The 23,870-nt window shown below is 40.2% G+C and carries 35 protein-coding genes; 33 read left to right on the forward strand and 2 right to left on the reverse strand.

Features of this window, described 5'->3' with window-relative positions:
- Window positions 1-154 precede the first annotated feature (154 nt).
- Window positions 155-847 (reverse strand): LexA family transcriptional regulator, encoded by a 693-nt coding sequence (locus I6J03_RS17410; RefSeq protein WP_003003632.1) that lies wholly within the window; start codon window positions 845-847, stop codon window positions 155-157.
- Between the two features lie 93 nt (window positions 848-940).
- Between I6J03_RS17410 and I6J03_RS17415 the strand changes: the two genes are divergently transcribed.
- The 13 genes from I6J03_RS17415 (at window position 941) to I6J03_RS17475 (ending at window position 9,250) form a co-directional block, all read left to right on the forward strand.
- Window positions 941-1,120: a hypothetical protein gene (locus tag I6J03_RS17415; RefSeq protein ID WP_003003630.1), complete on the forward strand. Its 180-nt coding sequence runs from the start codon at window positions 941-943 to the stop codon at window positions 1,118-1,120.
- A 4-nt stretch (window positions 1,121-1,124) separates the two neighbouring features.
- Window positions 1,125-3,272, forward strand: coding sequence for a hypothetical protein (locus tag I6J03_RS17420; protein ID WP_003003629.1), 2,148 nt, complete (start codon window positions 1,125-1,127; stop codon window positions 3,270-3,272).
- Complete coding sequence (locus I6J03_RS17425) at window positions 3,269-4,204, forward strand: ATP-binding protein (protein ID WP_003003627.1); 936 nt, start codon at window positions 3,269-3,271, stop codon at window positions 4,202-4,204. Before I6J03_RS17420 ends, I6J03_RS17425 begins: the two co-directional genes overlap by 4 nt.
- Window position 4,205: 1 nt before the next feature.
- Entirely contained in the window at window positions 4,206-4,820 is a 615-nt protein-coding gene (locus I6J03_RS17430; protein ID WP_003003625.1) for a DNA repair protein RadA family protein, read from the forward strand.
- Window positions 4,821-4,831: 11 nt separating this feature from the next.
- Window positions 4,832-5,296: a hypothetical protein gene (locus tag I6J03_RS17435; RefSeq protein ID WP_157600383.1), complete on the forward strand. Its 465-nt coding sequence runs from the start codon at window positions 4,832-4,834 to the stop codon at window positions 5,294-5,296.
- Between the two features lie 30 nt (window positions 5,297-5,326).
- Window positions 5,327-5,989, forward strand: a complete 663-nt coding sequence (locus I6J03_RS17440) for a DUF3164 family protein (RefSeq protein ID WP_003003620.1) — start codon at window positions 5,327-5,329, stop codon at window positions 5,987-5,989.
- A gap of 71 nt (window positions 5,990-6,060) precedes the next feature.
- The gene (locus tag I6J03_RS17445) at window positions 6,061-6,294 is read left to right on the forward strand and encodes a hypothetical protein (RefSeq protein WP_003003617.1); all 234 of its coding nucleotides are present in this window, start codon (window positions 6,061-6,063) and stop codon (window positions 6,292-6,294) included.
- 127 nt (window positions 6,295-6,421) lie between these two features.
- Complete coding sequence (locus tag I6J03_RS17450) at window positions 6,422-6,814, forward strand: hypothetical protein (protein ID WP_003003612.1); 393 nt, start codon at window positions 6,422-6,424, stop codon at window positions 6,812-6,814.
- Between the two features lie 88 nt (window positions 6,815-6,902).
- Window positions 6,903-7,205, forward strand: coding sequence for a hypothetical protein (locus I6J03_RS17455; RefSeq protein WP_003003610.1), 303 nt, complete (start codon window positions 6,903-6,905; stop codon window positions 7,203-7,205).
- Between the two features lie 48 nt (window positions 7,206-7,253).
- Window positions 7,254-7,751: a hypothetical protein gene (locus I6J03_RS17460; RefSeq protein WP_003003607.1), complete on the forward strand. Its 498-nt coding sequence runs from the start codon at window positions 7,254-7,256 to the stop codon at window positions 7,749-7,751.
- Window positions 7,702-8,376 (forward strand): hypothetical protein, encoded by a 675-nt coding sequence (locus tag I6J03_RS17465; protein WP_201693866.1) that lies wholly within the window; start codon window positions 7,702-7,704, stop codon window positions 8,374-8,376. The genes I6J03_RS17460 and I6J03_RS17465 overlap by 50 nt, the downstream gene beginning before the upstream one ends.
- A 28-nt stretch (window positions 8,377-8,404) precedes the next feature.
- Entirely contained in the window at window positions 8,405-8,899 is a 495-nt protein-coding gene (locus I6J03_RS17470; protein ID WP_157600381.1) for a hypothetical protein, read from the forward strand.
- Between the two features lie 129 nt (window positions 8,900-9,028).
- A complete protein-coding gene (locus I6J03_RS17475) occupies window positions 9,029-9,250 on the forward strand; it encodes a hypothetical protein (protein ID WP_003003599.1) in 222 nt (73 codons plus the stop codon).
- On the opposite strand, the gene I6J03_RS17480 is transcribed toward I6J03_RS17475, so the two are convergent.
- A complete protein-coding gene (locus tag I6J03_RS17480; RefSeq protein ID WP_003003598.1) occupies window positions 9,247-9,735 on the reverse strand; it encodes a hypothetical protein in 489 nt (162 codons plus the stop codon). The genes I6J03_RS17475 and I6J03_RS17480 overlap by 4 nt on opposite strands.
- Window positions 9,736-10,402: 667 nt before the next feature.
- Between I6J03_RS17480 and I6J03_RS17485 the strand changes: the two genes are divergently transcribed.
- The 20 genes from I6J03_RS17485 (at window position 10,403) to I6J03_RS17580 (ending at window position 23,865) form a co-directional block, all read left to right on the forward strand.
- Window positions 10,403-10,777, forward strand: a complete 375-nt coding sequence (locus tag I6J03_RS17485) for a YcbK family protein (RefSeq protein ID WP_003003596.1) — start codon at window positions 10,403-10,405, stop codon at window positions 10,775-10,777.
- A complete protein-coding gene (locus I6J03_RS17490; protein ID WP_157600380.1) occupies window positions 10,777-11,310 on the forward strand; it encodes a hypothetical protein in 534 nt (177 codons plus the stop codon). The genes I6J03_RS17485 and I6J03_RS17490 overlap by 1 nt, the downstream gene beginning before the upstream one ends.
- Window positions 11,311-11,443: 133 nt before the next feature.
- Window positions 11,444-12,628, forward strand: coding sequence for a DUF2586 family protein (locus I6J03_RS17495; RefSeq protein ID WP_003003588.1), 1,185 nt, complete (start codon window positions 11,444-11,446; stop codon window positions 12,626-12,628).
- A gap of 5 nt (window positions 12,629-12,633) precedes the next feature.
- On the forward strand, window positions 12,634-13,071 hold the full coding sequence (locus I6J03_RS17500; RefSeq protein WP_003003585.1) for a hypothetical protein: 438 nt from the start codon (window positions 12,634-12,636) through the stop codon (window positions 13,069-13,071).
- Window positions 13,072-13,076: 5 nt separating this feature from the next.
- On the forward strand, window positions 13,077-13,445 hold the full coding sequence (locus I6J03_RS17505) for a hypothetical protein (protein ID WP_157600379.1): 369 nt from the start codon (window positions 13,077-13,079) through the stop codon (window positions 13,443-13,445).
- 11 nt (window positions 13,446-13,456) lie between these two features.
- On the forward strand, window positions 13,457-13,684 hold the full coding sequence (locus I6J03_RS17510; RefSeq protein ID WP_003003579.1) for a hypothetical protein: 228 nt from the start codon (window positions 13,457-13,459) through the stop codon (window positions 13,682-13,684).
- A gap of 4 nt (window positions 13,685-13,688) precedes the next feature.
- Window positions 13,689-15,665, forward strand: a complete 1,977-nt coding sequence (locus tag I6J03_RS17515) for a phage tail tape measure protein (protein WP_201693868.1) — start codon at window positions 13,689-13,691, stop codon at window positions 15,663-15,665.
- Window positions 15,666-15,667: 2 nt separating this feature from the next.
- Window positions 15,668-16,300, forward strand: a complete 633-nt coding sequence (locus tag I6J03_RS17520; RefSeq protein WP_003003568.1) for a DUF6046 domain-containing protein — start codon at window positions 15,668-15,670, stop codon at window positions 16,298-16,300.
- Between the two features lie 59 nt (window positions 16,301-16,359).
- On the forward strand, window positions 16,360-17,271 hold the full coding sequence (locus I6J03_RS17525) for a hypothetical protein (protein ID WP_039989549.1): 912 nt from the start codon (window positions 16,360-16,362) through the stop codon (window positions 17,269-17,271).
- Window positions 17,268-17,744 (forward strand): hypothetical protein, encoded by a 477-nt coding sequence (locus I6J03_RS17530; RefSeq protein ID WP_003003563.1) that lies wholly within the window; start codon window positions 17,268-17,270, stop codon window positions 17,742-17,744. The genes I6J03_RS17525 and I6J03_RS17530 overlap by 4 nt, the downstream gene beginning before the upstream one ends.
- Window position 17,745: 1 nt before the next feature.
- Entirely contained in the window at window positions 17,746-17,961 is a 216-nt protein-coding gene (locus I6J03_RS17535) for a hypothetical protein (protein WP_003003560.1), read from the forward strand.
- A 1-nt stretch (window position 17,962) separates the two neighbouring features.
- Window positions 17,963-18,238: a hypothetical protein gene (locus I6J03_RS17540; RefSeq protein WP_003003558.1), complete on the forward strand. Its 276-nt coding sequence runs from the start codon at window positions 17,963-17,965 to the stop codon at window positions 18,236-18,238.
- Window positions 18,235-18,567 (forward strand): hypothetical protein, encoded by a 333-nt coding sequence (locus I6J03_RS17545; protein WP_003003555.1) that lies wholly within the window; start codon window positions 18,235-18,237, stop codon window positions 18,565-18,567. The genes I6J03_RS17540 and I6J03_RS17545 overlap by 4 nt, the downstream gene beginning before the upstream one ends.
- Window positions 18,564-18,863 (forward strand): hypothetical protein, encoded by a 300-nt coding sequence (locus tag I6J03_RS17550; RefSeq protein ID WP_003003552.1) that lies wholly within the window; start codon window positions 18,564-18,566, stop codon window positions 18,861-18,863. The genes I6J03_RS17545 and I6J03_RS17550 overlap by 4 nt, the downstream gene beginning before the upstream one ends.
- 2 nt (window positions 18,864-18,865) lie before the next feature.
- Window positions 18,866-19,735, forward strand: a complete 870-nt coding sequence (locus I6J03_RS17555; protein WP_003003549.1) for a hypothetical protein — start codon at window positions 18,866-18,868, stop codon at window positions 19,733-19,735.
- Window positions 19,725-20,186 carry a hypothetical protein gene (locus I6J03_RS17560; protein ID WP_003003546.1) on the forward strand — a complete coding sequence of 154 codons (462 nt, stop codon included), beginning with the start codon at window positions 19,725-19,727 and terminating at the stop codon, window positions 20,184-20,186. The genes I6J03_RS17555 and I6J03_RS17560 overlap by 11 nt, the downstream gene beginning before the upstream one ends.
- Window positions 20,179-21,018 (forward strand): hypothetical protein, encoded by an 840-nt coding sequence (locus I6J03_RS17565; protein ID WP_003003543.1) that lies wholly within the window; start codon window positions 20,179-20,181, stop codon window positions 21,016-21,018. The genes I6J03_RS17560 and I6J03_RS17565 overlap by 8 nt, the downstream gene beginning before the upstream one ends.
- A 4-nt stretch (window positions 21,019-21,022) precedes the next feature.
- Window positions 21,023-21,586, forward strand: a complete 564-nt coding sequence (locus tag I6J03_RS17570) for a hypothetical protein (protein ID WP_003003541.1) — start codon at window positions 21,023-21,025, stop codon at window positions 21,584-21,586.
- 69 nt (window positions 21,587-21,655) lie between these two features.
- Window positions 21,656-23,560 carry a hypothetical protein gene (locus I6J03_RS17575; RefSeq protein WP_003003538.1) on the forward strand — a complete coding sequence of 635 codons (1,905 nt, stop codon included), beginning with the start codon at window positions 21,656-21,658 and terminating at the stop codon, window positions 23,558-23,560.
- A 2-nt stretch (window positions 23,561-23,562) separates the two neighbouring features.
- Window positions 23,563-23,865 (forward strand): hypothetical protein, encoded by a 303-nt coding sequence (locus I6J03_RS17580; RefSeq protein WP_003003535.1) that lies wholly within the window; start codon window positions 23,563-23,565, stop codon window positions 23,863-23,865.
- The last annotated feature ends 5 nt before the right edge of the window (window positions 23,866-23,870 follow it).

Consider the following 23,870-nt stretch of genomic DNA (forward strand, 5'->3'; position numbering starts at 1 on the left):
AAGTATGATTGGTCGTTATATACATCCCATTATGTTTAAAAAAAGATCTTGATTAACACATATACCTATACCCATATGACTTTGTGAGGTAATTGTTAATTGCTTTATTGTCAGTTGTTTATTTTGTTATTATGTATGGATAATGTGTGTGTTATTATCTCATGCTATTCAGTCTTAAAGATCCTTTAACAAATGCGGCTGCTTTAATCCAGCTTAAGTGAATATCTTTTGAGCTATGGTGTTGGTTTTGAGATACTATCTTAATCCAATCAGGGCCTCTATCTGATGTCTGAACGTATTTTACAGTTGTATAGTCATCATCATCATTAGATATATCCAGCAGATACATCTCTCCGAAAAAAAGATTTTCCATAAAGTTGTTGATCTTTCTAAAGAAAATAATATCTCCGGATTTGAGTATAGGATACATACTATCCCCTGTAATGGCCATTGCGCCATCGACCTTAGGCATATTCGGAATAGAGAAGTAATCGACAACAGTACTTCTGTCTTGCTGAAATAAGGTAATCAAACTTGCCGATGCATGCACATCATACAATGGTATAATTTGATTATGCATGAGTTTATCTGTTCGGAAAAGAAATTCGGATCTGGACACTCCTTCTTCCTTAGTTTCTATCACGTTAGTAATAGGTCCGGGTTCTTCCATAAGAAAATAAACACTTTTGTTTATTGACTTTGCTATTTGTTGAAGGAATGAAACCTTCAAATCATCAGATGCGAACTTGCTGTTTAGGGCCTGTGGACTTATTCCCATTTTTTCTGCAATTTCTTTAAGCTCATAGCCTAAATTTTTTAATCTGATTTTCAGATCGTTACCTATCATAGTAAATATAGTTGTTTATTTTATTTCCATCGGTAAACATTATTGTTTAAAATTGTGCCGTGGTACGGAACAAATTAAGCAAGATTCAAAGCTATGAAAAAAAAGCAAATCTACAATCAAGAGGTTATTAACTACCTCACAAAAAAATATGGAGTATCTGTCAGATATGTACGCTCCAGTCTGGATCCAAGGAATAAAGCTCCTTTCGCAGATACCATAAAAAAGGATTACAGGGAAAAAGAAAAGGAAATCAAGAAAGTGCTTAGTATGTAACAAGATGAAAGAAGAAACAACAGCATATGCAACCCATTCGGGACAGATCGGAGTCAAGCTCAGTTTTTTGATTACTGATGTAATTCAAAGAGGTAAGCCTGTACCCACTGTTGTTGCTCATCAAATGAGCATACGTGTATGTTCCTACGAAGCTCTGAAAAAACGTGCAGTCAGAACCAAGGGGCTGCGTCTGCGTGATGGCAAAGGTCTCGGTAATGAGGCTTTGTATTCCTTTGAAAATATGCCAGATGCTTGGAGAAAGTTGTGTATTGACAGATTCGGTGATCCTAAGACAGTGATTAAAGAAACCATATTTCTGGAGAAGTATTACGAGATAGATAGCATAGCCTCAGACTTCTTTGCAACATACAAGTTGCCATCAGGGAAGGAACTGAGCAGGGAGCTCAAAGAAACCTATACGGTGAATGCTTCTGTATTAAATGCAGTTATTGCAGCCATGAGCAAGAGAAAAACATTTCGAAAAGCCTATGGAAACCCAAACAGTACCGGAGTCAAAACCGTATGGGAATTGATCTGTGAAGAAGTTAACTTGCTGCAAGAGAAATTAGGACATACACTTAAAAGCAAGTCTTTACGTAGGACAATTGCTGAATACAAGAAAGGCAATTATCGTTCATTGATCTCAGGTAAACTGGAAAATCAAAATACGGCTAAGGTAGTGACTGCTGAGCAACAGGCTGTTTTGGAAAGCCTTCTTCGAAAGCATAAAAATTTTGATAATGTACAGATTTCCCGCATATACAGTGAGGTTGCAGAAAAACTCGGTTGGAAGCCCATATCAGATGGGACAGTCGCTAAATATCGCAAACAACTTGATCTGTATATTATTTCAGGTAATCAGGGAACTTCTGCTTTACGAAATACACGTAACATGCAGGTAAAACGAAGTGCTCCCAATGTTCCGATGGTATACTGGTCTGTCGATGGCTGGGACGTAGAATTACTTTATCAGCGTACAGGACTAAACAGTGATGGTAATAAAGTGACCACTTATCATAACCGTCCAACCTGTGTAATGATAATGGACCCATACCTAAATTATCCTATTGGCTATGCTATTGGAACACATGAGACGACTTCACTTATTCGCGAGGCATTGCGCAATGCAGCTAACCATACACGGGAATTGTTTGGACAGCGGTATAAATCCTTACAGATACAGAGTGATCATTATGGTAAAGGAGTATTAATCCCTGTATATGAAGCTATGACAAAGCATTATACACCAGCAAGAGTACGCAATGCGAAAGCTAAACGTATTGAACCGTTTTTCAAAGAATGGAATAAAGAACTGCAACTCATGTATACTAACTGGTCAGGCTTTGGTGTGACAGCTCGCAAAGAAGGCCAGCCAAACAGTGAATATCTGGACAAAATAAAGCATTCATTTCCTGACTACGAGGGCGTCTGCAGGCAGATACAAAAAAGTATAGAATTGCAACGTATGCGCCTCTATGATAAGTATGTGTCCAGGTGGGCCGATATGGCAGACACAGATCATATCCCTTTGACAGACATGGAATACCTGAATCTATTTGGAGAGATCACAGGGTATACAAATAAGCTGCATCATGATGGTCTTACCATTACAATCAATAAACAGGAGTATGTATATGACAGCTTTGATCTGGCATTTAGAGAGCACAGACATATAGACTGGTGTGTGAAGTTTGATCAGCAAGACATGTCACAGGTGTTGGTTGTAAATGCAAAAAGTCAAAATGGAAGACTGATAGAAGAGATAGGTACCATCAAGTTTATGCTACAGAAGACCCATATACAACCAATGGCACTATACGATAGAAAGGAAGGAGATGCAGAGAAGCTGGCGCTTGTAAGCCAGTTCAATGACGATCTTGAAAATATCATTATCGATCGCAATATCAGAAATGACCGGATTGTCGGGCAGCTATTTGTGCAGAACCCCGCATTGGATGGCACCTTATCTAAACTGATTTTGACTGATAGCCTCGGGCAGCATAAAAATCAACGTAATACAAAGAAGTTTATTGAAGCTGCAGAGAAATTGAAGACCCGGCAATGGAGAGAGAAAATACCTGAGAATATCAATGTAAACAGAGAACGAGAAGAGTATATCAATGGAAAAATCAATTTAAACGACTTTATATGATGACAGACGAACTGAAAAATAAAATCATAACTGCTCTCGAAATCTATATCAGAGACAATAATCTCAACCAGGATGATATCGTTGTACATTCTGGTGTGAATGCACGCTATCTGATTGAAATGCGCAGAGGTAATTATAGCCTAAAAACCAAAGACAAGGAAGTTTTGATTGCTGACAAATATTTTAAAAGAATTGCAGATTTGATCAGTTATCAGACGGAGAAACAATATTGGCAAACCCAGGCAACTCCACAACTGAAAGAGATATTAGCTAATCTTCAGGAGGCTAAGGATCATGGAATTGTAACGGTATTGATTGGCGAAACAGGAAGCGGGAAAACGTTCTCACTTGAGCTTTTTAAGTCAAAATACAGGAGCGAAGTCTTTAGTATCAAAGTGGGTAGCTCTGATAATCTGGCAGATATCGTCGATAAGATGATGACCGAATTACGTCTTACATCAGAAAGAAAAACAAAGTCCGCCAAAGTCCGCCAGATCGCGAATTATATGAAGATGCTTTCGGAAAACGGCTTTGATCCGCTTTTTGCCTTTGATGAAAGTGAATATATGAAACAACCTGCCCTTTGTTCCTTTAAAGAGCTTGTAGATTACTTAAACAAATGGTGCTCACTCGTATTGCTTGGAACCTCCCAGCTGACCGAGAATATTGACAAGCTGAGAAAGAAGAACAAAGCAGGCATTCCACAGCTTTACAGACGCATAAAGTTCAGGATACGCCATCTTTCTCCTATAGATAAGAGATTCCGGATTTTCTTAAAAGAGATGGATAAAGAGACAGCAAAGTGGCTACAGGACAACTGTGACAACTATGGAGAGTTACATGACGTCATGGTCGCAGTATTGCGTGAAGCAGATAGAACGGGAAAACCAATGAACCTTGAATTTTTAAAAATAGTATTAGGGCAACAATAAGATGGCAAAAAGAGCATACAGTGTATCCGACCTCCTAAATAAAAAATACAAATTAATCCCCTTTGAAGGAGAGTGGCATGCCGCTTTTGCGCAGCCCGAATCTAATGGAGTCTGGTTTATCTGGGCCAACTCCGGAAATGGTAAAACCACCTTCGTTCTCAAACTATGTAAGGAACTTTGCAAGTATGAGAGAATTCTCTATAACTCTCTGGAAGAAGGAGCAGCAATGACCATGCGCAATGCCTTTCTAAATGCAGGCTTAGCATCTGTTAAAAGAAAATTGATCCTGGTACAAGAGACGATACAGGATTTAATGGAACGGTTAGATAAACTCAAAAGTCCTAATGTAGTCGTGTTAGATAGTTTTCAATATACAGGACTATCCTTTGAAAAGTACAGGGAATTAGTAAAGAGATACCCTAAAAAGCTGTTTATCATTATCAGTCAGGCAGATGGCAAGCAGCCAAGTGGTCGTACTGCAAAACGTGTAATGTACGATGCAGCACTCAAAGTCTGGGTTGAAGGATATCGTGCCTTTAGTAAAGGTCGTTACATCGGTCCATTGGGATACTACACCGTGTGGGATAGAGGAGCAAATGAATATCACGGAAATTAATGCCAGGAATTATGAAAATAAAGACCAAAATATCGCATTTAGAATTACTAAAACAACAAACCGCACAACAGCTTAAAGAAGTGTGCACATACCTGAATTGGACAGAAGAACAATACTGTGAGCATCAGCTGGCAGAATATGAAGCCTTTTTAGCCAGAATGTTTTACGGATGGCCGGAAAAAATGTTAAATGAAGTCCGTTTTTCTCCCATCATGTCCGGATTCTGGAAAAACGAATGGTTTCAGCGCAATCGCTCCGAATTTTTAGCATTAGCCAAAGAAGATCTTACATCCACTATGTCGGTCAATTCCGATGGAAAATTAGAGTGTTACGAACCAAATGAGTTTACTTACAAGCAAGTATATGATGAATATATCTGGATACATTCACATCGCAACCTCATTAATCAGGATTATTTCATGGCCGATTACAATCGTGTATTAAAACTAATCCGGCAACAAAACAAAAATAATTAACAACGTATAAATCATAAAATCTAAAATATCATGCTTACAATTGACATCACAAAACTATCTCCTGCGCAGCTTCTCGAATTATCTAAAGCCGCAGAGCAACTGACTGCACAAAAGAAACGTGAACGCGAACAAAACATTGCTGCGTACAAAGCTATGGTCGATGAGACTGTAGTAGCTTTAGCTCCCGATCTGGCCAGCTTTGGGACCTTACAGGGGCTGAAAGTAGAAAAGACTTTTAATGCATTCCAGCAGGCATTGGCCCTTAAAAAAGAATTGTATGACTACAAAGATAGTCAGGCCTCTCATACATTCACAAGTCGTGACGGGATGGCGAGTGTGACTATCGGTCATAATGAGATTATAGGATTTGACGGAACAGAGAATGCCGGCGTCATAAAGATCCGGGAATACATGACCACATTAGCTGATGAAGATCCAAAACGCAAAATCTTAGTGAGATTCCTGGAAACATTTATGAAACCCAATAAAAAGGGAGAGTTGAATCCCGCCCGCATAGTAGAACTTATTGGCTTGAAAGAAGAAGCTAATGATAATAGTTTCTCAGACGGAGTGGATATCATCGTCAATGCTCAGTTCAAAACACGCACTTCTACTTATGTAAAAGGATGGTTCAGGAGACAGGATGGAGAAGGAAAAGATATGAAATTAGAGTTCTCCATATCCACGAAGTAGTCTCTGACGTGGCAGGGTTGGATTACATATCACTGCAGGTCTAATCAATAATAAAGAAGTTTTTTTAAAATATGAGCGAACTGGAAAATACAACCTTTTTCTTCTCCGTAGCGGAGAAGAAAGCTTTCCTTGAAAAAGAAGGATACACTTTTGATCACCGATTAATTGAAAAGGAAGTAAACCTATATCAAAATGTATTTAAATCCATACAAACGACTGAACTGGTCGTGATAAAAGAAGGTGCTGAACAGGACATTCACAAAGCCTTCATACAAGCATTGAAAACAAAACTATTACGGTTATGAGAATAGGATTTAAAAACTACTGGAGTATAAAAGATGCATTAGTGCTTCCGATACTTGCACTCTCATTTAACAGATCCAGATTTGAAATTGTGTTTTTCGGTATTGGACTTGTTTTGTGGAAGCTTTGATGATGAGACATTATGCACAATTCTATGCTATTTGCAGGGCATTAGGCATGGATAAAGAAGAGGTAGTATACAGTTTCACGCAAGGCCGGACACAAAGCCTGTCTGCAATTACAGATGGCGAATGGAAAGAGTTGATGATGAAGATGCGACAATTGCAGCCTCCCAAAACTCCGGATCAGAAGTTACCGGGTGATCGTCAGCGAAAAAAACTAATTGCCTTAGCAGCAAAAATGAACTGGGGAACCGATATGCTCTCCATATTAGATGCCCTGAATTCCTTTTTACAAATAAACTATAATAAACAGTTGAACGGATTGAATACTTCAGAACTGAACAGAATAGTCGCCGTTTTTGAAAACAAATTACTGCCTGACTATTTAAGTAAAATATAGAAGGCAGACAACTGAGGGATATAAAGATCGGGGAGACTAATTATCAAAAACAGTAATAAACCCATTTATCAACGAAAATAATAATAAAATGCACCTAAATAAAATTAAAAAATTACCACAATATCATAAACTAATTGTGCCATACCCCCAATCAAGATTTGAATACGGGCATGTGTCTGTCACAGAAGGAAATAACGACAGGCCGGTATGTATGCTTCCGCTTTCAGAGGCTGACCACACTTATGCTTCACAAAGGACAATCAGGAATGCCGAAATGATAAGGCGTTTGCCTGATTTGCTCTCTGTAGTAGTGGATATACTTATTGCCGAAAATATAAACCAGGATCATTTAAAAGAGATTCAAACAAGGTTTAAAAAGATATTAAAATAAAGATGACAACATCTTTTCTACATCAGGTGATCAACAAAGAAAAGCAATATGGTGTTAAAACAAGAAATAAAATGGCTTGATGCATATATCAAAAAGTTAGTGAAGCAAAATGAGGACGTATGGATGCTACGTGCAATCCTTCAGCGATTAAAGCGGGAAGATAATAAAGAACCACCTAATGCCTATCATAATCAGGCGGTAGGATATTACAAACAATGGCTGATGACGCAGGGACTACCTCCCATAGTAAATTCCAGACAAGGGAAAGCAATGAAAGATATACTGTCACAACTTAAAACGGCCAGTAAAGATAAAACAGAGGAGTCCGCATACCATTCGTTTATAGCCATACTCACACACTGGAATCGCGTGGGTGAGTATCATATCAGGCGCAAGCAACTGGCACATATAAATGAAAATCTGCTGGATATTATAGACAAGATTAAAAATGGAACAACAAAACAAAGCATTAATATCATGGAAGCCCACCAGGTTCATGATGAACTTAGCAAAAAATACAGCACAGGCAATGGTGCAGATGGCTAAATATACGCCTCAAATGCTGGAAGACAGGTTTGATGCATACAGGCAGCTATTAGAAACGCTGGATACCATTGATCGCAGTCTGCGATATTTTTATGAGTATGAAGGAAAGGATAAAGCCCGGAATATTCTAAAATTAAAACGACTTTCTGCGCATTTTAATGAATTATTGAATCAATATACAGCACCTCAGACTTTGGCTGTCTTAGCCAGACAGAATAATGAAGCTGCGATTGACCACATTGTGATGATGATCATGTATATAAAAATGTTTTTTATGGTAGATCGCTCCATCACAAAAGAAGCATCCTTCCAGGTAGCTCATATAATACTATCCGAATTTCCCTATCTGACTTTAGAAGAGATTTCCATTTGCTTTAATAATGGTATCAAAGGATATTATGGAGCAGATTATCAGCGTCTGGATGGACCCTCCCTTATTAAATGGATTCAACAGTACGCCAGCGAAAGACAGCTACGTATCGCCGAGAAACAATATGCCAGAGAAGTACAATATAAGTCCGGATCGGAGACAGGACGTACACAAAAGGGAGATTCACTACAATCCTTTTTGAAAAAAGCGACAGGCGCATCGATTATTTATAATGAAATTAAAGGTAAAAAGTAATATATTTGAATTACTAATCTTAAAGCAAATGAAAAATCTAACATTCTTATTATTATCTGGATTATTTTTGTTTTCCTCCTGCACAAAAGAAAAAATTGTAGAGGTGGAGAAAATTGTTGAGGTGGAGAAGGAAAAACCTGTATTGGATGCTATCGATAAGGTAGAAACTTATCTGTTAAGCTTTCCGGATAAATACGGATCAGGTTCTAACGCTCCCCAGATTATTCGGGCAGATCTTAAAAAAGTGGTGGGCACCAAGACTTATGACTATATCACGGTCTATGGTGGGCAGAGTCGTTTTGATAAACCTGCTCCTGAAAATTATGGAAATGACAGCGAAATCATTACTTTACTATGGCGTAATTCTACGCTTACAGATGTTCGTGTATATGAATACTCTAACAGTAAATATGAGAATAAGCCTAATTACAATATAACCGGTGAAAATCTTCGTCCGGTTGCAGATTTTGCCAAAAACACTTATATCGGTACTATTACAATTACAGACTTAAATAAAAAATAAGCAAAGAATAGTTTGTACTACGATACAGAAGTAAAAAATATATAAAAAAAGAGTCTAAAATTATTTAGGCTCTTTTTTTATGTTATATAATAATTCGTATATTTGTGTTAGTTGTTATAGATTTTATTTATGGCCAGACCAGAGACTCTCAGACTACATCAGGATATAAGACATGAATTTGAACGCATGAGCAAGATCAAAGCCCATGGTGTTCAAAAATTCACCTATGAGTATATCTTTAATGAGATTGCAATAAAATTTTACAAAAGTCCTAAAACAATCGAAAACATTGTTTTCAACCGTACATCGGTCTCAAAAATGACTACCTCCAAGCAGACAGTGCTGTTCTAAGGTAGATCAAACCGCTGTGTTTCCACCTCTTTAAAACCACCCTCTTCCCATTCTTTTTGAGCAGAATAGTCTATCAACGTACAACTGTATGTGATATTCCAAAGATTTTCGGGACCTTCAGTATCCACAGGAACAAAGGAAACCCTTCTCATAGAGGAATAATGTTCTCCCTGAGATCCATGGAGTATAATATTGATATTATCTATTAGATTGAGGAAATCAGCTGCATCAGTACTGACATTTGTATTTGGCAAAGTTTTGTAGAAAAGAAATACATCGACCAACAGCGTTACATTCTGGATCTTCAGCCCTATATCGGCTATATTGCTGCTTCTGAAGCCTAGAAAAATAGAAGGAGTAGGTACCGGTTGTTCAGGATTCTGATTGAATACCTGAAAATTCCAAAGATCAATCAAGCTGATATTCTCAATATGTTCACTGAGCTTATCCGACAGCTCTTTATATAATTCTACAAAGTTTTGCATTTTAGTATTGTTTTAAAGCGTTTTTAAAATTCTATTAATCACCTGTTCCTATATCCGGTATACATTGACCCCTATTATTTGAGGAGGCTTTGTATCAGGAGTATCTGCCATTACATCTCTAACCTCCAAAAGATCCAATACGTTTGCTCCCGCAAAAGCCATAGACAGATCTGCATACCAGACACTTTCTAAAATGGATTTTATAGCTCCATTTTTGACCCATAGACCTCAATCCCCTTTTCGGTATACTAACTATAATTTCAAATGATATGAAGCAAAGTTGCTTAAATGATAGCAACCTAAAAAAACAAGGATATTCATTAGTATGCTGCTGATACTAATTTAGTTAGCTGCTTATACTAAGCCGGTTCTGGTATTTTTTTTTACTCCGTTTTAACACTTGTTTTGTATCATCAAACACGAAGACGTGAATGTAAACAACAAGTATGAAGATCACAGCGGAGGCGCATTCGGACCGGGGCTACATCCACATTACCGACGTAATCGGGACCTATTCAACGACAGGAAGTGCCGCTGTCATGTGTGCCGCTGTGAATTCTCTCACAATGATTTTTAATGTACATACCATGGATTTTTTGAATAAAATTTCCGGGTAGACATGAGGATCTGATTCTTGAAATAATGTATTAAAAAAGAGTAACCAGATATGCAGTTAACTAAAAATTTCACGCTTGCTGAATTTGCCTGTAAGGACGGTACTGCGGTACCTCCGCGATTCTACAGTAATGTAACCAGGCTCGCACAGAACCTTCAGAACCTGAGGGATTATATCGGTACAGCTGTTGTCATTACCGGCAGCGGATATCGTACCGCTATTCATAATAAAAAAGTAAAAGGAGCCTTACATTCTCAGCATCTTACAGCTTCTGCTGCAGATATCAATGTCAAAGGATACACACCCGATCAATTGGCTGTAATTATTGAAAAGCTGATTTCAAAAGGTGTAATGGCAGAGGGAGGAATCGGTATATATAAAACCTTTCTTCACTATGATATCCGTGGTGTGAAGGTTAGATGGTAATGAGGAGACAGAAATCTATGCCCCGTGTAAATGCGTTTTCAGCGGTAATACTACCCTTGTTGTTATGCACTGGTGTGCTGATTACGGGCTGCAAATCATCGCGTCAGGTACCTGTTACCACCAATATAATACAACAAGATACAGTCAGAGTGACCAGTACTATTCGTATCAGAGATACAATTTTGGTAACGAAGCCAGCTAAGGTCTCTCTGGATATCCAGGTCGAAGATCTGAAAGAAGGTTTTGTCCGGAAAAATAGCAACAGGAATGCAACCGTAAGTGCAAGGGTAACAAGCGGCCGACTCAATATGGATTGTATCTGTGATAGTCTGTCTATATATGCGCAGCTCAGAGATAAGATGATTCAGACCGATACGCAACGAAGATTAACGATTACCAATACAGTATCAAAAGAAATCAAATTCACCCCCTGGTACATTCGTGTATTAGCCTGGGTGGGCGGCATCAGTCTCATAATCATAATAAGCCGTATTCTATTAAAACGAATAAAATTAATAAAATGGAAGTTTTAACAACAAAAAAGGAAGCAAAGACAGAAAAACCATTTAAAACTGTCGATGCAGAGCGCTTAGAGAAGATCTCTTACGCTAATCTACATCAGGTAGTCACAAATACTACCCAGACGCTAAAAACACAAGAAGTATAATGGCACAAATGAACGGAATTAATATTGAGAGGCTGCAAGGCGGTCTCCAACGTATGGCAGAGGGTACAGATAACCATCTAGGTTATATTGTAAACGGTATTCCAGCCGGAGCGGTGGCTACAGCTGTAAATAATGGTGGCAAAGGAGTGGTATTGACCTCTACATTTGATGCAGAGGAACTCGGGATCAACGAAAATTTTGATACCAGTAATAATGTAGCAGTATACGATCAGATCTCAGAGTTTTTCAGACTTGCACCAGAGGCGACCCTATACCTGTTTAACAGTTCATTGGCAGCAGATCTGACTACTTTTATTAATCATAACCCCGAAATAAAGGGATATGCTATTGCTCAGACTCATAATAGTCAGACTCCAAATCAACTGAGCAATCTTGTCAATGCTCAGCAATTGATCGTAAACACATTGGCTGAAGAAAATCGATTCATTGATTTTGTACTCCTGGGTGTGGATGATCTAAATGATTTTTCACTGGATCTATACAGCCTCCAATGTCCACAGGTATCTGTAATCGTGGCTTGTGAGAAAGAAGATGGAAGGGTATCTCTGGGATCAGCATTAGGTATGATCGCTGTACGTAAGATTTCAGAAAATTTGGGATCTGTAGATATTGAGCTAAAACCTCGTACCAAACGCGGATCCTCAGATTATCCGCTAACGGATGAAACCTCAAACAGATGGATGGATGCCTATCTGACAGATGAAAAAACAATCGCCTCTCTGGATAAAGCCCAGTTAAATGCAATTGTAAACAAAGGATATATTATTGCCGTCGGTTATCAGGGATATGCAGGTTTCTTTTTTAACAATTCAGGTACAGCCATTGACCGCAATTCAGACTATGCGTATATCGAAAATAACCGTGTATGGAACAAAGCTGTACGCATTATTCGTGCAACGCTATTGCCTCGTATCAAATCAAAAGTCAAAAAAGATCCTGCAACAGGATTTATTGCAAGTACAACAGCAGCTTACTGGCAGACTTTATTAGAGAAAGCGCTGGATAGAATGATTGCAGATGACGATATCAGCGGACGTGAAGTAATTATTAATCCTAAACAGGTTGTCAATGACTCCTCTCCTGTAAAAGTTCAGGCACGCATTGTTGCTGACGGAGTAGTGCATGAGTTCACTGTAGCGGTAGGTTTAACAAATAGTATTTAAAAGAAATGGCAAGAGAAACTAGAATTATAAACAAGTTTGGGGTGATGACAGGATGGAATTCCATTACCGCCAACGTAATGGGCTGTGACCTGGAAGGCATATCAGCCCTGGCATATTCGGACTCCGAAACAAAAGAAAATGTATACGGATCAGGTAAATATCCGGTCGGAAGAAGCCGTGGTAACTACGAACCTACAGCTTCATTTACCCTTTACAAAGAAGAGGTGGATGCACTGAAAAAATCCTTATCTGCTGGTAAGCGATTACAGGATATCGCTCCTTTTGATATCAATGTAGAGTATGCACGGGAAGACGGCACAATCACACGGGACGTCATCCGCAATGCCGAATTTACAAATGATGGTGTCGAAGTCGCACAGGGAGATGGCACTATCGCCACAGCTTATACACTGATTGTTTCACACATTGACTGGAACGTATAATGGAGTTGGCAGGAAATTTAAAAAAAACAGGCAAAGAAGGCGCTTTCCAGGTCATACGACCTTATGGAGAAGAACAGATCGAAATACATGCTGCCCGTATGGGAGGCAGACGCAATCTGCGCGAAGTCACCATCACCACAGATGATGACTACCAGTTTGTGTATCTCATCAAGAAGCCAGGTCGCTCAGTGATTCAGGCTGTTGCCGAATACGAAGTGAAAAAGGACAGTACAGCGCAGCAAAAAGTAATGCTGGGATGTGTGTTGGAAGGTGATCGTGATGCATATGAACATGATGGTGCAGTCTATTCACAACTGCTGACCAGGATAGGAGATCTGTTGACTACAGCCAAAGCAGAGATAAAAAAGCTGTAGACCGGTACAGGTTGGACCCGGAAGATGTAACCGGTCGACAGATAGAAAAGATCGATGCCGTGATACAGGTAGGTATGGGCATCGATCCTGATACCCTCAGTGAGGAGGATTGGGCAAAGCATTATCAGCAGTGGGTATATGTACAAGAGGTAACCGCAAAAAATAACGAAGCCGTGCTCAGAAAGGTGCTGGCAGAATTGCTCACAGAGGTTTTTAAAACACTAGGTAAACGAAAGTAAACAGATGGCATCAATTGATTTAAAATGGATTCTTGAATTAGGCGACAAAGTGAATGCCCCCATCAAAAACATGATTAAGGGCTTTGATAGTGTCTCTAATTCAGTAGATAAGTTGTCACAATCTGTCAAGTTTACGGCGTCGGAGGCAAGAGAAGCACTTGAAAATACGAAGACTCATTTTAGAGATCTAAAAGACAAGATCAAAGAAAACGAAGAAGAACTCAAGGGACTCGAAAAAGCATATAAAAACGCTTTACCCGGGAAAGATAAAGCTGAGGCATTAGAAGCCTGGGAAGCGCAGAAAGCAAAAGTAAAAAATTTACGAACGGAGCTAAAGGATACCAAAGATGATCTGAATACGATCAATGGCCGTCTGGATGAGATCAAAAATAATGCAGACCAATGGACTGCAGTAGCAGAGGGGATCAATCAGACGATGAAGTTTGTGACCAATGGATTAGATTTTTCTGTTGAAATACGCAACCTCACGGTAGAAGTACAGCGTATGACCAATCTGTCAGGCAAATCTCTGGATGATTTTGTGGCCAAAAGCCGCGAGATCGGAAAAGTATATGGCGAAGATGCGACAAAGGTTGCCAAGACCGCAAATGCCATGACCAAGCAGATGGGCGGAAGTTATGAAGAAAACTTAAAGCTCATAGAAGAAGGGTACAAGCGAGGTGCGAATATCAACGGTAATTATTTGGATCAGCTCAATGAGTACGGACCGCAATTCAAGAAGTTTGGAATCGATGGAGCAACTGCAATAGCTCTGATCGCTAAGGCCGGAAAAGACGGCATCTATGATGATAAAGCACTATCCTCTTTGAGTGTAGCAGGCAATTCCATTACAGAAATGGGTACTGCCCAGATGGAGGCGCTTGCCGGCATAGGAATCACACAAAAAGATCTGGCTGGCAAAACAACCATCGAAGCCCTGCAGATTATATCCAAGGGTATGGAGGGAATGAATGCAGGTGCGAAGCAGCTCTTGGTTGCTGACATCTTTAAAGATGTGGGACAAGATGCAGGATTTTCTTTTGTAGAAGGTCTTGCCAACGGTATACCAAAGATGGAAGATTTTCCTGCTGTGGAGCAGGCCGGATCTGGATTTATATCCTTCTGGACCAATGTATCCACTAAAGCAGGTCAGATGCTTGGAGATATAGGTATCTATGCTCAGCAAATGACTCCGTTTTTTGATCTGCTCTCCGGAGGCATTACCACCTTCAAAGCCTTGTCTGAAGTGACATGGCTACAGACAGCAGCCCAGAATGCATTGAATTTTGCCATGTCCGCCAATCCGATCGGATTGATTATAGTAGCTATTGCTTTGATGATTGGCCTTGTATATGCTGCGATTGAAAATTTTGATACCTGGGGATCTACAATACTGATGTTTCTGGGACCTATAGGCTATATGGTCAGTGCAATTGTACTGCTAAAAAGAAATTGGGAAAGTGTAGTAAAAGCATTCGAGTCAGAAGGTTTCTTTGGGGCTATCAGGAGAATCAATATAGTATTGATGGATGCTTTATTACATCCTATTGAAAAGATACTGGGTGTAATGGCTAATATACCAGGATTGGGATGGGCTAAGGATGCTTTACAGAGTGTAAAAGATTTTCGGGACAAAAATGATCTCAGAACAAAAGATGAAAAAAAATCTGAGGCTAAACCTGAGTCAGAGAAAGAATCGGACAAGGCAGCGGGATCTCCGGCAGATGTTAATAGTTTAATAAAACCAGTAGATCCACAGAAATTTCCAGATGCCGGTTTGATCAAGACAAAACCAAAAGGAGAGGAGCAACCATTGAATGTGGGATCAGGGTCTAATGGGATAAAGTCTATCAGTATGACGCTCAATATTGTAAACAATTTTGCTGTGTCCAGAGACACAAATATCAGAGATGTAGCGGATAAAGTAGTCGGATTAGTAAATGATCGTCTACGGGATGCAGTGATTAATATGGGAGGATAATAATGGCAGATATAAGATACAATGTTTCAGAACTTTTTCAGCTCGCTTTTGGAGTGCAGTACCCATTCTTTCTGACAGAACCAATTGCACAGGACCAGGCATCGGCTATATCCTTTTCAGGGATAAAGACATTAGCAAATGATGGATTTAGCTGGATGAATACGCCCATTATGTTCAATGCCACCTTTGTAGCCGGATCATACAAATTATACAAGATGAATGGTGAGATAGCGACCAAATCCTTAGAATCCCTCACACTCCCGGCAGCGACCATGTTCACATTTCGTCGTGCAAAGAATATTACACGTACTAATGTGCTTGGCAGTAATGGTACCGTAAAAGAGATCTATGGATTTGATGACTGGGTGATAGATGTAAAAGGAGTCTGTGTAGATGAGCGGGGCAATTCTGCTCAGGACCAGTTCGCCAGAATGCTGGAATGGGAAAATCTTGCGGATTCGATTGAAATCTCAGGAACGCAGTTTAAAGCTCGCGGGCTTAGCAGAGTTGTGATGTCCGAATGGTCCGAAAATATCCCTCAGGGAAAACCCGGAGTAGTAGCTTTTTCAACAACATTATACGGAGATGAACCTATGGAATTTGGGTTGCCTTCAGCGAAGGAGATCAGGCTATGACATTGACCATGTGCTGTAAGATAGTCTTTCACAAGACAGAAAGACGTAGCGAGATAACCATGTACAAAGTTTCAAAAATTGAGTTTGAAAGCTCCTTTAAGGAACTGACGGATAAAGGTTCTTTGGTATTACCCCGAAACATCAAGGATTTTGATAAATACAATGTCCGTGATATGTTTCGTCCGGGAGATGCTTTGACCATTTCATTCGGATACGATGGTTATCCGATAGAAGAATTTACAGGTTACATCAGGAGGGTGTCAGCAGATATTCCAATCACACTGGAGTTCGAAAATGAAATGTCTAAGGTGAAACTGTTGCCGGTAAACTATTCTGCAAAGAATGCTACGCTAGAAGACCTGCTGAAGGCCATTGCGCCCACGTATGAGATCGATGCTCAGGAAGGTGTGCAGCTTGGAGCCGTCCGTTACCCACGGATGCAGGCTGGACAGGTATTTGAAAAATTGAAATCCGAGTGGGGACTGTATACCTATATGCGCGGGAAGAAATTGACTTCAGGCAAATACCTGAGTGCGAATACAGATAAGGAAACATTTGTATTTCATCTGGAACGTAACTGTGTGTCTACATCTCTGAAGTATAAACTAAAAGAAGATGTAAAGATCAAGATCAAATGTGAATCGACACTGCGAAACGGAGAAAAGATTGAAATCAACAATATCGGGGATGAGGACGGAAATGAGCGTAAGCTTACTTTCTATGGCATCACAGACAAAGCGGAATTGGAGAGACAGGGAAGGATGGAATACAAAAAATATAAGGTAGATCGCTTTGACGGATCATTCGTTGCTTTTGGATTGCCATCGGTACAGCACGGACAGAAGGTGACAGTTGTATCAGATCTCTACAAGGATCGGGCAGGTACATATTATATAGAAAAAGTAGTCAAAACATTTGATGGCGGAGGCATACGTCAGCAGATCACACTCGGAGATAAAGTAAGCACATGAGCGGAGAACTAAGCAAATTCGGACAGATGATCGGACAGATGATCAGTGAGCGTGCAGAGATTCAGACAGCATGGGTGACAGTCAAGTCCGTAGATTGGGAAGACAAGACCATGATCGCTACCGGACTGATCGATGACCTGGACTATTTTGATGTCCTGCTGGGCCTGCAGGCACAATACAAAAAACCTAAAACAGGAACAAGAGCCATAATAGGAATTATTGGCAATCAGCCTGGTAATAGCTTTCTGATTGATGCAGAGGAACTGGAGGAAGTACAGTACAATATTGCTGAATCAGTGCTGCACATCAAAGAGGAAGGATTGATCATCAAACAGGGAAATGAAAGTCTGAAAACAGTCCTGAACGATATGATCGATGAGCTGAACAAGATAATAGTCATCAATGGGAGAAGTATAAATGTTCCGGCGATGTTGGTAATTAAACAAAGGTTAAACAAAGTATTGATCGGATAGTATGGCAGCAATAACAGAAGCACAGTTAGCCGCATTTATACAAGATGCATTTGATATGTATTCGGATGTAGAGGTAGATCCCAGAGAAGCAAGAAGAGAGCAGGCAAAGAAGATAGCAGCAGCTGTTGCACAATTTGTAATCGGGCGTACGACGATAGTCACAGGTACGACCGCTACAGGCGTAGCAGTAACAGGTACAGGAGTAATAAAGATATAACATGGCAGGCAAAGGTATTTTATTGACAGCTGAAAATAATCTGCTGATCATCTCACGAAGGCTGGTCGTCGGTGATTCCAGGATGCAGGAGGTAGCACTGATCCTGCAGATGAACCAGGGCGAACAAAAGTTCGAACCGGTACTCGGAGCCAACCTGATACAGTACAGTAAGACAAAGGTTAAGAATTTTGATATAGAAAGCCGGGTGAAGATACATCTGGCACTCGATGACAAACAATATGATCAGATCAAACAGCAAATAAAAGATAATGTATGATGAATGAATTGTATCTGGTACTGGCAGGTGCGGCGGGAGTGTTTATGACGAAATTGGCAGACTGGGTATTTTCACGCAAAAGTACGGCAGAGGATGTCAGGTCCAAAGAGATAGACAATGAAGTCAAGTTCGCGGACTATTATAAAACGTTACTGGACGATCTGTCAAAACGCTATGAAGCAAAATTTAATGAGGTAGTCGCGCTGTTTGCCAGTAAAGAACGAATCCTCAAGGACGAGATCTCGCTCCTGACCAGAAAAAACAAAATGCTGCAAACAGAAAATGCAGAACTACACAAACGGGTATTTGAACTGGAGGCAAAAAAATGAAGAGCATAAAAGTAATCGCGCATCAGTCCCTCTTTGACATTGCACTGGAAAAATATGGCTCAGTAAGAGCTGCATTTGCCATTGCCTATACAAATGGATTGGAAATCGCGCAGCCACTTACTCCGGGACAGGAGCTTGTGCTCCCTGAATCGGTCTTTACCATTCCGGATATCGTGAGATATTTTGAAGGTAAACAACACAAGATTGCAACGTCCAATGTAACAGATAAAATGGTTTCACCACAGCTCGAGGGTATAGACTACTGGGCAATACAGGTAGATTTTCAGATACAATAACTATGGCAAGAACAATACAGGAAATAAAAACAGTCGCTACACAGCGGTTTATGGCCAGTGAAATACTGGCAGCAATGTATGGATTTACCCAGGGCGAATCCTTTGAGCGCGAATTCAGTAAAGTGAGTCTGGAAAATTTCATTTTTGACATTGTCGCTTTTTCAATCTGGACCGTAGAAATCCTCATGGATACTCACAAAAAGGAAGTCAGTGATACACTGATTCAGATGCTCCCGCATACTGCAAGATGGTATCGTAATAAAGCACTTGCTTTCCGGTACGGGTATGAACTGATCCCCGATAGCGACAAATACGACAATACCGGATTGAGTCAGGATCAGATCGAAACATCAGAGATCATAAAATATGCGGCTGTAGAGGAACCTGAGGATGACACCAGACTGATCGTAAAGATCGCAACAGAAGTGGCCGGTGAACTTAATCCCATTAGCAAAATCGAACAAGAGGCCTTTACAGCATATATCAATGAAGTAAAAGATGCCGGTGTACGGACCACGGTTATCAACTATCAGCCGGATATCCTGAGGCTATCCTTACGAATAGTCAGAGATCCCCTCGTGTTGGATGCGGATGGCACGCACCGGGTCAATGGAGGTAAACCGGTAGAACAGGCTATTCGCGGGTTCTTGAGAGCGCTGCCATTCAATGGCGAGCTGAGACTTCAGGAGCTGGCAAACAAACTGGAAACAGCGGATGGCGTAGCCATTGTACAGATCGATTCGGCAATGTCTAAATGGATCGATCCCGCAGTTAATGGGTATGGGGATTTCAGGACAATCGATATTCGTACGATCCCGTTGTCCGGATATTTCAAAATCGAAAATTACGAGGGTATAGAATATGTGGTATAAGGTAGATTTTAAGAGGATCGTTGTCTTGTTTTTGCCGGTAGCTATCCGGACAACGGATATTATTGCGCTGATCCAGTCTCTGATAGCCCCGCTGGTCGACCTGTATGATCAGTGGGTAGGATACAGAGCTGCCAATCTGTACAGACTGGCACACAACGGACAGGTCTGTCACCTGCGCAAGGTACTCAATGATACCTTCGACAGCAGTGACAGACGTATACAAATAATGGACGGAAACAAATTCAACAGAGAATATATCTATACACCTCCGGAGAAAGATATCAAATATTTAGGAACTCTGTACCTGAGACCATCTGGTGACTATGCAGATACAGGTGTAGACTTTATAGTTCTTGTTCCGAATGGATTACAATTTAATATAGATGACATGAAAGCTATGGTAAATTATTATCGCCTGGCTGCTAAAAGATACGATATCAGATATGAATAAGGCAAATTTTAACCAAACCGGAGGATTTCCGTTAGAGACGGACACGCTGGATTTTATGCAGAATGCCTACGGTGTATTTAACGCCGTTAGTGACCTGTCAGGGCATCTGACCATTCTAAAAGGCTGTCACACAAACGGGGCACAGGTCAGTGATGGTGTAGTCTCTATTAATGGAGAGGTATTGGAATTCAAGGGAGGTTCTCTTGGTCCCAATGTAATGATCACAGAAGAGATCACAAACAAGATTTTTGAAGATGGGGTCAGCAAACCTGTGTTTACGCGCAGATATGTCACGTTTGGTACTGTTGCAGGTTCTTTTGCCTGGGCAGACTTCAAGAGGCCGTCCAGTAATATACAACTCACAGATGAGCTGGCAGGCAGAGCCACACAGCAGGCACTGGAAGCCCTTACTCTCCGTCTAGCCAAACTGGAGAAAGTAAATACAGTATTTACTGCGGGTGGAGGGATGGTATTATGGAATAAACCTTACAATGAAATTCCGGAGGGTTGGCAAGAGGTAACTGAATGGAGGAGACGTTTACCTATGGGCTATGATCCTGATACGCCGGAGTACGGATATGCTAAAAGAGGTGGAGATGACAAAGCTACTCTTAACATATCTCACATCCCTCCTCATAGCCACAGTACCACATTTACACAAGGTAAGGCGGGTGGTTCTAATCGAAGGTATTTAATGGCTGCTCCTAATGATCCCGAGGGCACATACACTTATCAGTCTGGCAATGCAGGCGGGATCGGAGGGAATGTTCAGTCTTTCAGTATTCTGAATCCATACCGTATTGTAGTATTTATTGAATATATAGGAGGATAAAGATATGGCAAAGGTAGCATTAAGCACCATTAAAAACTGGTTTAAAACATCTTTAAAACCCACCCAGCAACAATTCTGGGACACCTGGGATTCTTTCTTCCACAAAGATGATAAGATTCCTGTCGGGTCAGTAGAGGGGCTTAATGCCCTGATCGCTGCAAAAGCGGATAAGCAAGTGCTGGATATCCATATCAGTGATCCGGATGCGCACGGCATTTCCGAAAAAGTGGATAAGGAAAACGGGAAAGGGCTCTCACAGGAAAACTTTACAACTGCACTCAGGACAAAGCTGGAAGGACTCAATAATTTTGATCCGACAGATTTGCTCAATAAGCTGGAACCAGAGATTGTGGAGATCAGCGGACAGGATGTCTATTATATGGAATGGACAGAACAACGCGCAGATAGATTTGGATCTTACCCTACACTATTAGTGAAACAGTATAATGGACTATCCTGGTCTCTACAGCCCGTGACTATAGATGATGTGCGGGATGGAGATGGTGATCTGGAAGGATTCAGCATACCTCTGGGAAATATCCAATCTAAAATCATTATCAAACTCTAAGTAAATGGAGTAGCGTACCGATAGAATAGCGTACAGCGTACACAGATTACATTATTATCAGTTAATAGCATGAAAAAATTAATACTTACACTCATAACGACCGTATGTGTGATGGGCGTATTTGCTCAGCAGACTCCACCAAGCAGACCACGTTCGGGATCATCCTTCACACAGATAGATGACTACCTGTCTGTAATCAAGAGACTGGGTATTCCTACTGCAGACAGCGATGTCCTGGACGGACTGACCAGCGGTCCGAATACCGCTAAGATCGTCTACAATACCACACTGAATAAACTCCGTGTGTACAACCCCGTCACAGCTCAATGGCGCGATGCCATCGAAGCCGATCTGACGAACTATTATACTAAGAGTCAGGTAGACTCTTTATTATCTGGCATTGATATCTCTAAGTATGTTAAAGTTGATGATGTAACTACTGGTTATGGTATTCATTTGAACAGTGAAAATGGAGGTGTGCAACTATCACAATTTGGAATGCAACTGTCTTACAGTGGTACTGATGATATTAATGGTATTATATCATTAGCTCCCGGATATATTTATACTTCTGACAGTAATGAATTTGGTAGTAGTACCTTTAAGGTTTTTCCAGGTGGTGTTCAAGGATATATTTCAGGTAGCGTTCATGGTTCTTCTTATATGTTAGGCGATAAAGGATTCAATTTCTCTGAAATTAATACAACTGAAAATTATTATAGAAATTTTGGCTTGAAATTCAACGAAATCGGTAGTACTAATTACAATATTTTCATTCCAAGAAATGATAAAGGTGTATCTGTTGAGCCTGAAAAAAGAACACTTCCTCTATCAGTAAACGGACTATACGCCGATAAATCCGGAAATATTACTATTCCTCCATCTTCAGGTAACTTCATTAAGATAGATACTACAACAGAAGGTAACTTTATAAAGTTAGAATCTGGCGGCGGAGATGTAAATATCGATGCGTATGGAACGAATGGAAGTGCTATTGATTCGTATGGAACTTCAAGAAGTTATAACATTGGCTACAGTGGATTAGGTACAGTTACACAAACTATGAGTACAGGAGAGTTGGAACTTTTCGAAGCTACCCCATTGTATATTAGGGGTAAGTCAAGATATAATAATGATTCCGAATTGAACGAATATAGATTTGGATTCAACGGGTTTTATATGATAGGGCTAAACAGTAAGTTTGTTTTTGATATATATTCTAGTGACTTGACTTTAAAGTCTCCTCAGACTCCAGTACCTGTTGCAGCAGTAATGCCGCTGTCAGTTAACGGCGTTCAGGCTGATTTTTTTGGAAATATCACGCTTCCGGAATATGCATCTAAGCAGGACATAGCCGATCTTACTAATCTTATTTTTTCATCCTCAATGATTTTTGAAATTCAAAGACCAGGAGATCTTAATACGATCAGCTGGTCAACAACTGACAGTGTGTTATACAACGGTGAGCAGTTTTATTATCGTGACTACCTCGAAACCATGCCTCAGATAGCATCATATCTTAGCGGAGAATCTTATACTAATAGGAATATTAACAATTTTGGTCAGCACACATCGTCAGCAAAGCTGTCAACATATAAGATATATCACGATCGGTCTATTGATAGTAAGGTAAACTATGGCTTAATATACAATGGAGTATTCTACAGCATAGAAGATATATTCGGCGTTACTGGTGTTGTCAAAGGTTCTGACAAATTCTATGACATTCATTGCCGTGTGTACGGGAATATCAGTATATCAGGTGGGTACTGGAACTTAAACATTGAGAGAGCAAACGGCACTACCTTTATTTTGAGTATAGACAATTTTAGCAAACTAAAATTTGTCGCGGGAACAACTGATCCGGCTAAAAAATCAATGCCAGGAAATAATTTTTTAATAAGCGGGACAAAGCTATTGCCAGTGACTGGCGCAAACTATTTGTACTTCAAAAATCAAGGAAATTTTAATTAAAAATGATAATCAACTTTTTAGCAGGGCTATTAGGGATTATTCTCTACACACTGATCAAAGCCCGACCATATGTATTTAGTAAAGAAATCCGGACGGACTGGGGCAAATTATTAATGGAAAATGTTCCTGCCTGGCTATGGGCAGTCGTGGTGCTGTTTGTGGTATCTGTTGTCTTACATTTCGCTCCGGAGAGCAATGTTATAATAGGACAATTATTCGGAGGTATGGATCTTACTAACAGTTTTACCGGATTTTTGGGATTAGGTATGTTGCTCAGCTTTGGAAGTAAAGAAGCAGCCAAATAAATATA

Origin of the sequence: Sphingobacterium spiritivorum, from assembly GCF_016724845.1 — a bacterium.
Lineage (GTDB): Bacteria > Bacteroidota > Bacteroidia > Sphingobacteriales > Sphingobacteriaceae > Sphingobacterium > Sphingobacterium spiritivorum_A.

Bases quoted from the DNA above. Each gene is read 5' to 3' on its own strand.
- I6J03_RS17410 (WP_003003632.1), bottom strand. From the start codon at position 847: ATGATAGGTAACGATCTGAAAATCAGATTAAAAAATTTAGGCTATGAG.
- I6J03_RS17415 (WP_003003630.1), top strand. From the start codon at position 941: ATGAAAAAAAAGCAAATCTACAATCAAGAGGTTATTAACTACCTCACA.
- I6J03_RS17420 (WP_003003629.1), top strand. From the start codon at position 1,125: ATGAAAGAAGAAACAACAGCATATGCAACCCATTCGGGACAGATCGGA.
- I6J03_RS17425 (WP_003003627.1), top strand. From the start codon at position 3,269: ATGATGACAGACGAACTGAAAAATAAAATCATAACTGCTCTCGAAATC.
- I6J03_RS17430 (WP_003003625.1), top strand. From the start codon at position 4,206: ATGGCAAAAAGAGCATACAGTGTATCCGACCTCCTAAATAAAAAATAC.
- I6J03_RS17435 (WP_157600383.1), top strand. From the start codon at position 4,832: ATGAAAATAAAGACCAAAATATCGCATTTAGAATTACTAAAACAACAA.
- I6J03_RS17440 (WP_003003620.1), top strand. From the start codon at position 5,327: ATGCTTACAATTGACATCACAAAACTATCTCCTGCGCAGCTTCTCGAA.
- I6J03_RS17445 (WP_003003617.1), top strand. From the start codon at position 6,061: ATGAGCGAACTGGAAAATACAACCTTTTTCTTCTCCGTAGCGGAGAAG.
- I6J03_RS17450 (WP_003003612.1), top strand. From the start codon at position 6,422: ATGATGAGACATTATGCACAATTCTATGCTATTTGCAGGGCATTAGGC.
- I6J03_RS17455 (WP_003003610.1), top strand. From the start codon at position 6,903: ATGCACCTAAATAAAATTAAAAAATTACCACAATATCATAAACTAATT.
- I6J03_RS17460 (WP_003003607.1), top strand. From the start codon at position 7,254: ATGGTGTTAAAACAAGAAATAAAATGGCTTGATGCATATATCAAAAAG.
- I6J03_RS17465 (WP_201693866.1), top strand. From the start codon at position 7,702: ATGATGAACTTAGCAAAAAATACAGCACAGGCAATGGTGCAGATGGCT.
- I6J03_RS17470 (WP_157600381.1), top strand. From the start codon at position 8,405: ATGAAAAATCTAACATTCTTATTATTATCTGGATTATTTTTGTTTTCC.
- I6J03_RS17475 (WP_003003599.1), top strand. From the start codon at position 9,029: ATGGCCAGACCAGAGACTCTCAGACTACATCAGGATATAAGACATGAA.
- I6J03_RS17480 (WP_003003598.1), bottom strand. From the start codon at position 9,735: ATGCAAAACTTTGTAGAATTATATAAAGAGCTGTCGGATAAGCTCAGT.
- I6J03_RS17485 (WP_003003596.1), top strand. From the start codon at position 10,403: ATGCAGTTAACTAAAAATTTCACGCTTGCTGAATTTGCCTGTAAGGAC.
- I6J03_RS17490 (WP_157600380.1), top strand. From the start codon at position 10,777: ATGAGGAGACAGAAATCTATGCCCCGTGTAAATGCGTTTTCAGCGGTA.
- I6J03_RS17495 (WP_003003588.1), top strand. From the start codon at position 11,444: ATGGCACAAATGAACGGAATTAATATTGAGAGGCTGCAAGGCGGTCTC.
- I6J03_RS17500 (WP_003003585.1), top strand. From the start codon at position 12,634: ATGGCAAGAGAAACTAGAATTATAAACAAGTTTGGGGTGATGACAGGA.
- I6J03_RS17515 (WP_201693868.1), top strand. From the start codon at position 13,689: ATGGCATCAATTGATTTAAAATGGATTCTTGAATTAGGCGACAAAGTG.
- I6J03_RS17520 (WP_003003568.1), top strand. From the start codon at position 15,668: ATGGCAGATATAAGATACAATGTTTCAGAACTTTTTCAGCTCGCTTTT.
- I6J03_RS17525 (WP_039989549.1), top strand. From the start codon at position 16,360: ATGTACAAAGTTTCAAAAATTGAGTTTGAAAGCTCCTTTAAGGAACTG.
- I6J03_RS17530 (WP_003003563.1), top strand. From the start codon at position 17,268: ATGAGCGGAGAACTAAGCAAATTCGGACAGATGATCGGACAGATGATC.
- I6J03_RS17535 (WP_003003560.1), top strand. From the start codon at position 17,746: ATGGCAGCAATAACAGAAGCACAGTTAGCCGCATTTATACAAGATGCA.
- I6J03_RS17540 (WP_003003558.1), top strand. From the start codon at position 17,963: ATGGCAGGCAAAGGTATTTTATTGACAGCTGAAAATAATCTGCTGATC.
- I6J03_RS17545 (WP_003003555.1), top strand. From the start codon at position 18,235: ATGATGAATGAATTGTATCTGGTACTGGCAGGTGCGGCGGGAGTGTTT.
- I6J03_RS17550 (WP_003003552.1), top strand. From the start codon at position 18,564: ATGAAGAGCATAAAAGTAATCGCGCATCAGTCCCTCTTTGACATTGCA.
- I6J03_RS17555 (WP_003003549.1), top strand. From the start codon at position 18,866: ATGGCAAGAACAATACAGGAAATAAAAACAGTCGCTACACAGCGGTTT.
- I6J03_RS17560 (WP_003003546.1), top strand. From the start codon at position 19,725: ATGTGGTATAAGGTAGATTTTAAGAGGATCGTTGTCTTGTTTTTGCCG.
- I6J03_RS17565 (WP_003003543.1), top strand. From the start codon at position 20,179: ATGAATAAGGCAAATTTTAACCAAACCGGAGGATTTCCGTTAGAGACG.
- I6J03_RS17570 (WP_003003541.1), top strand. From the start codon at position 21,023: ATGGCAAAGGTAGCATTAAGCACCATTAAAAACTGGTTTAAAACATCT.
- I6J03_RS17575 (WP_003003538.1), top strand. From the start codon at position 21,656: ATGAAAAAATTAATACTTACACTCATAACGACCGTATGTGTGATGGGC.
- I6J03_RS17580 (WP_003003535.1), top strand. From the start codon at position 23,563: ATGATAATCAACTTTTTAGCAGGGCTATTAGGGATTATTCTCTACACA.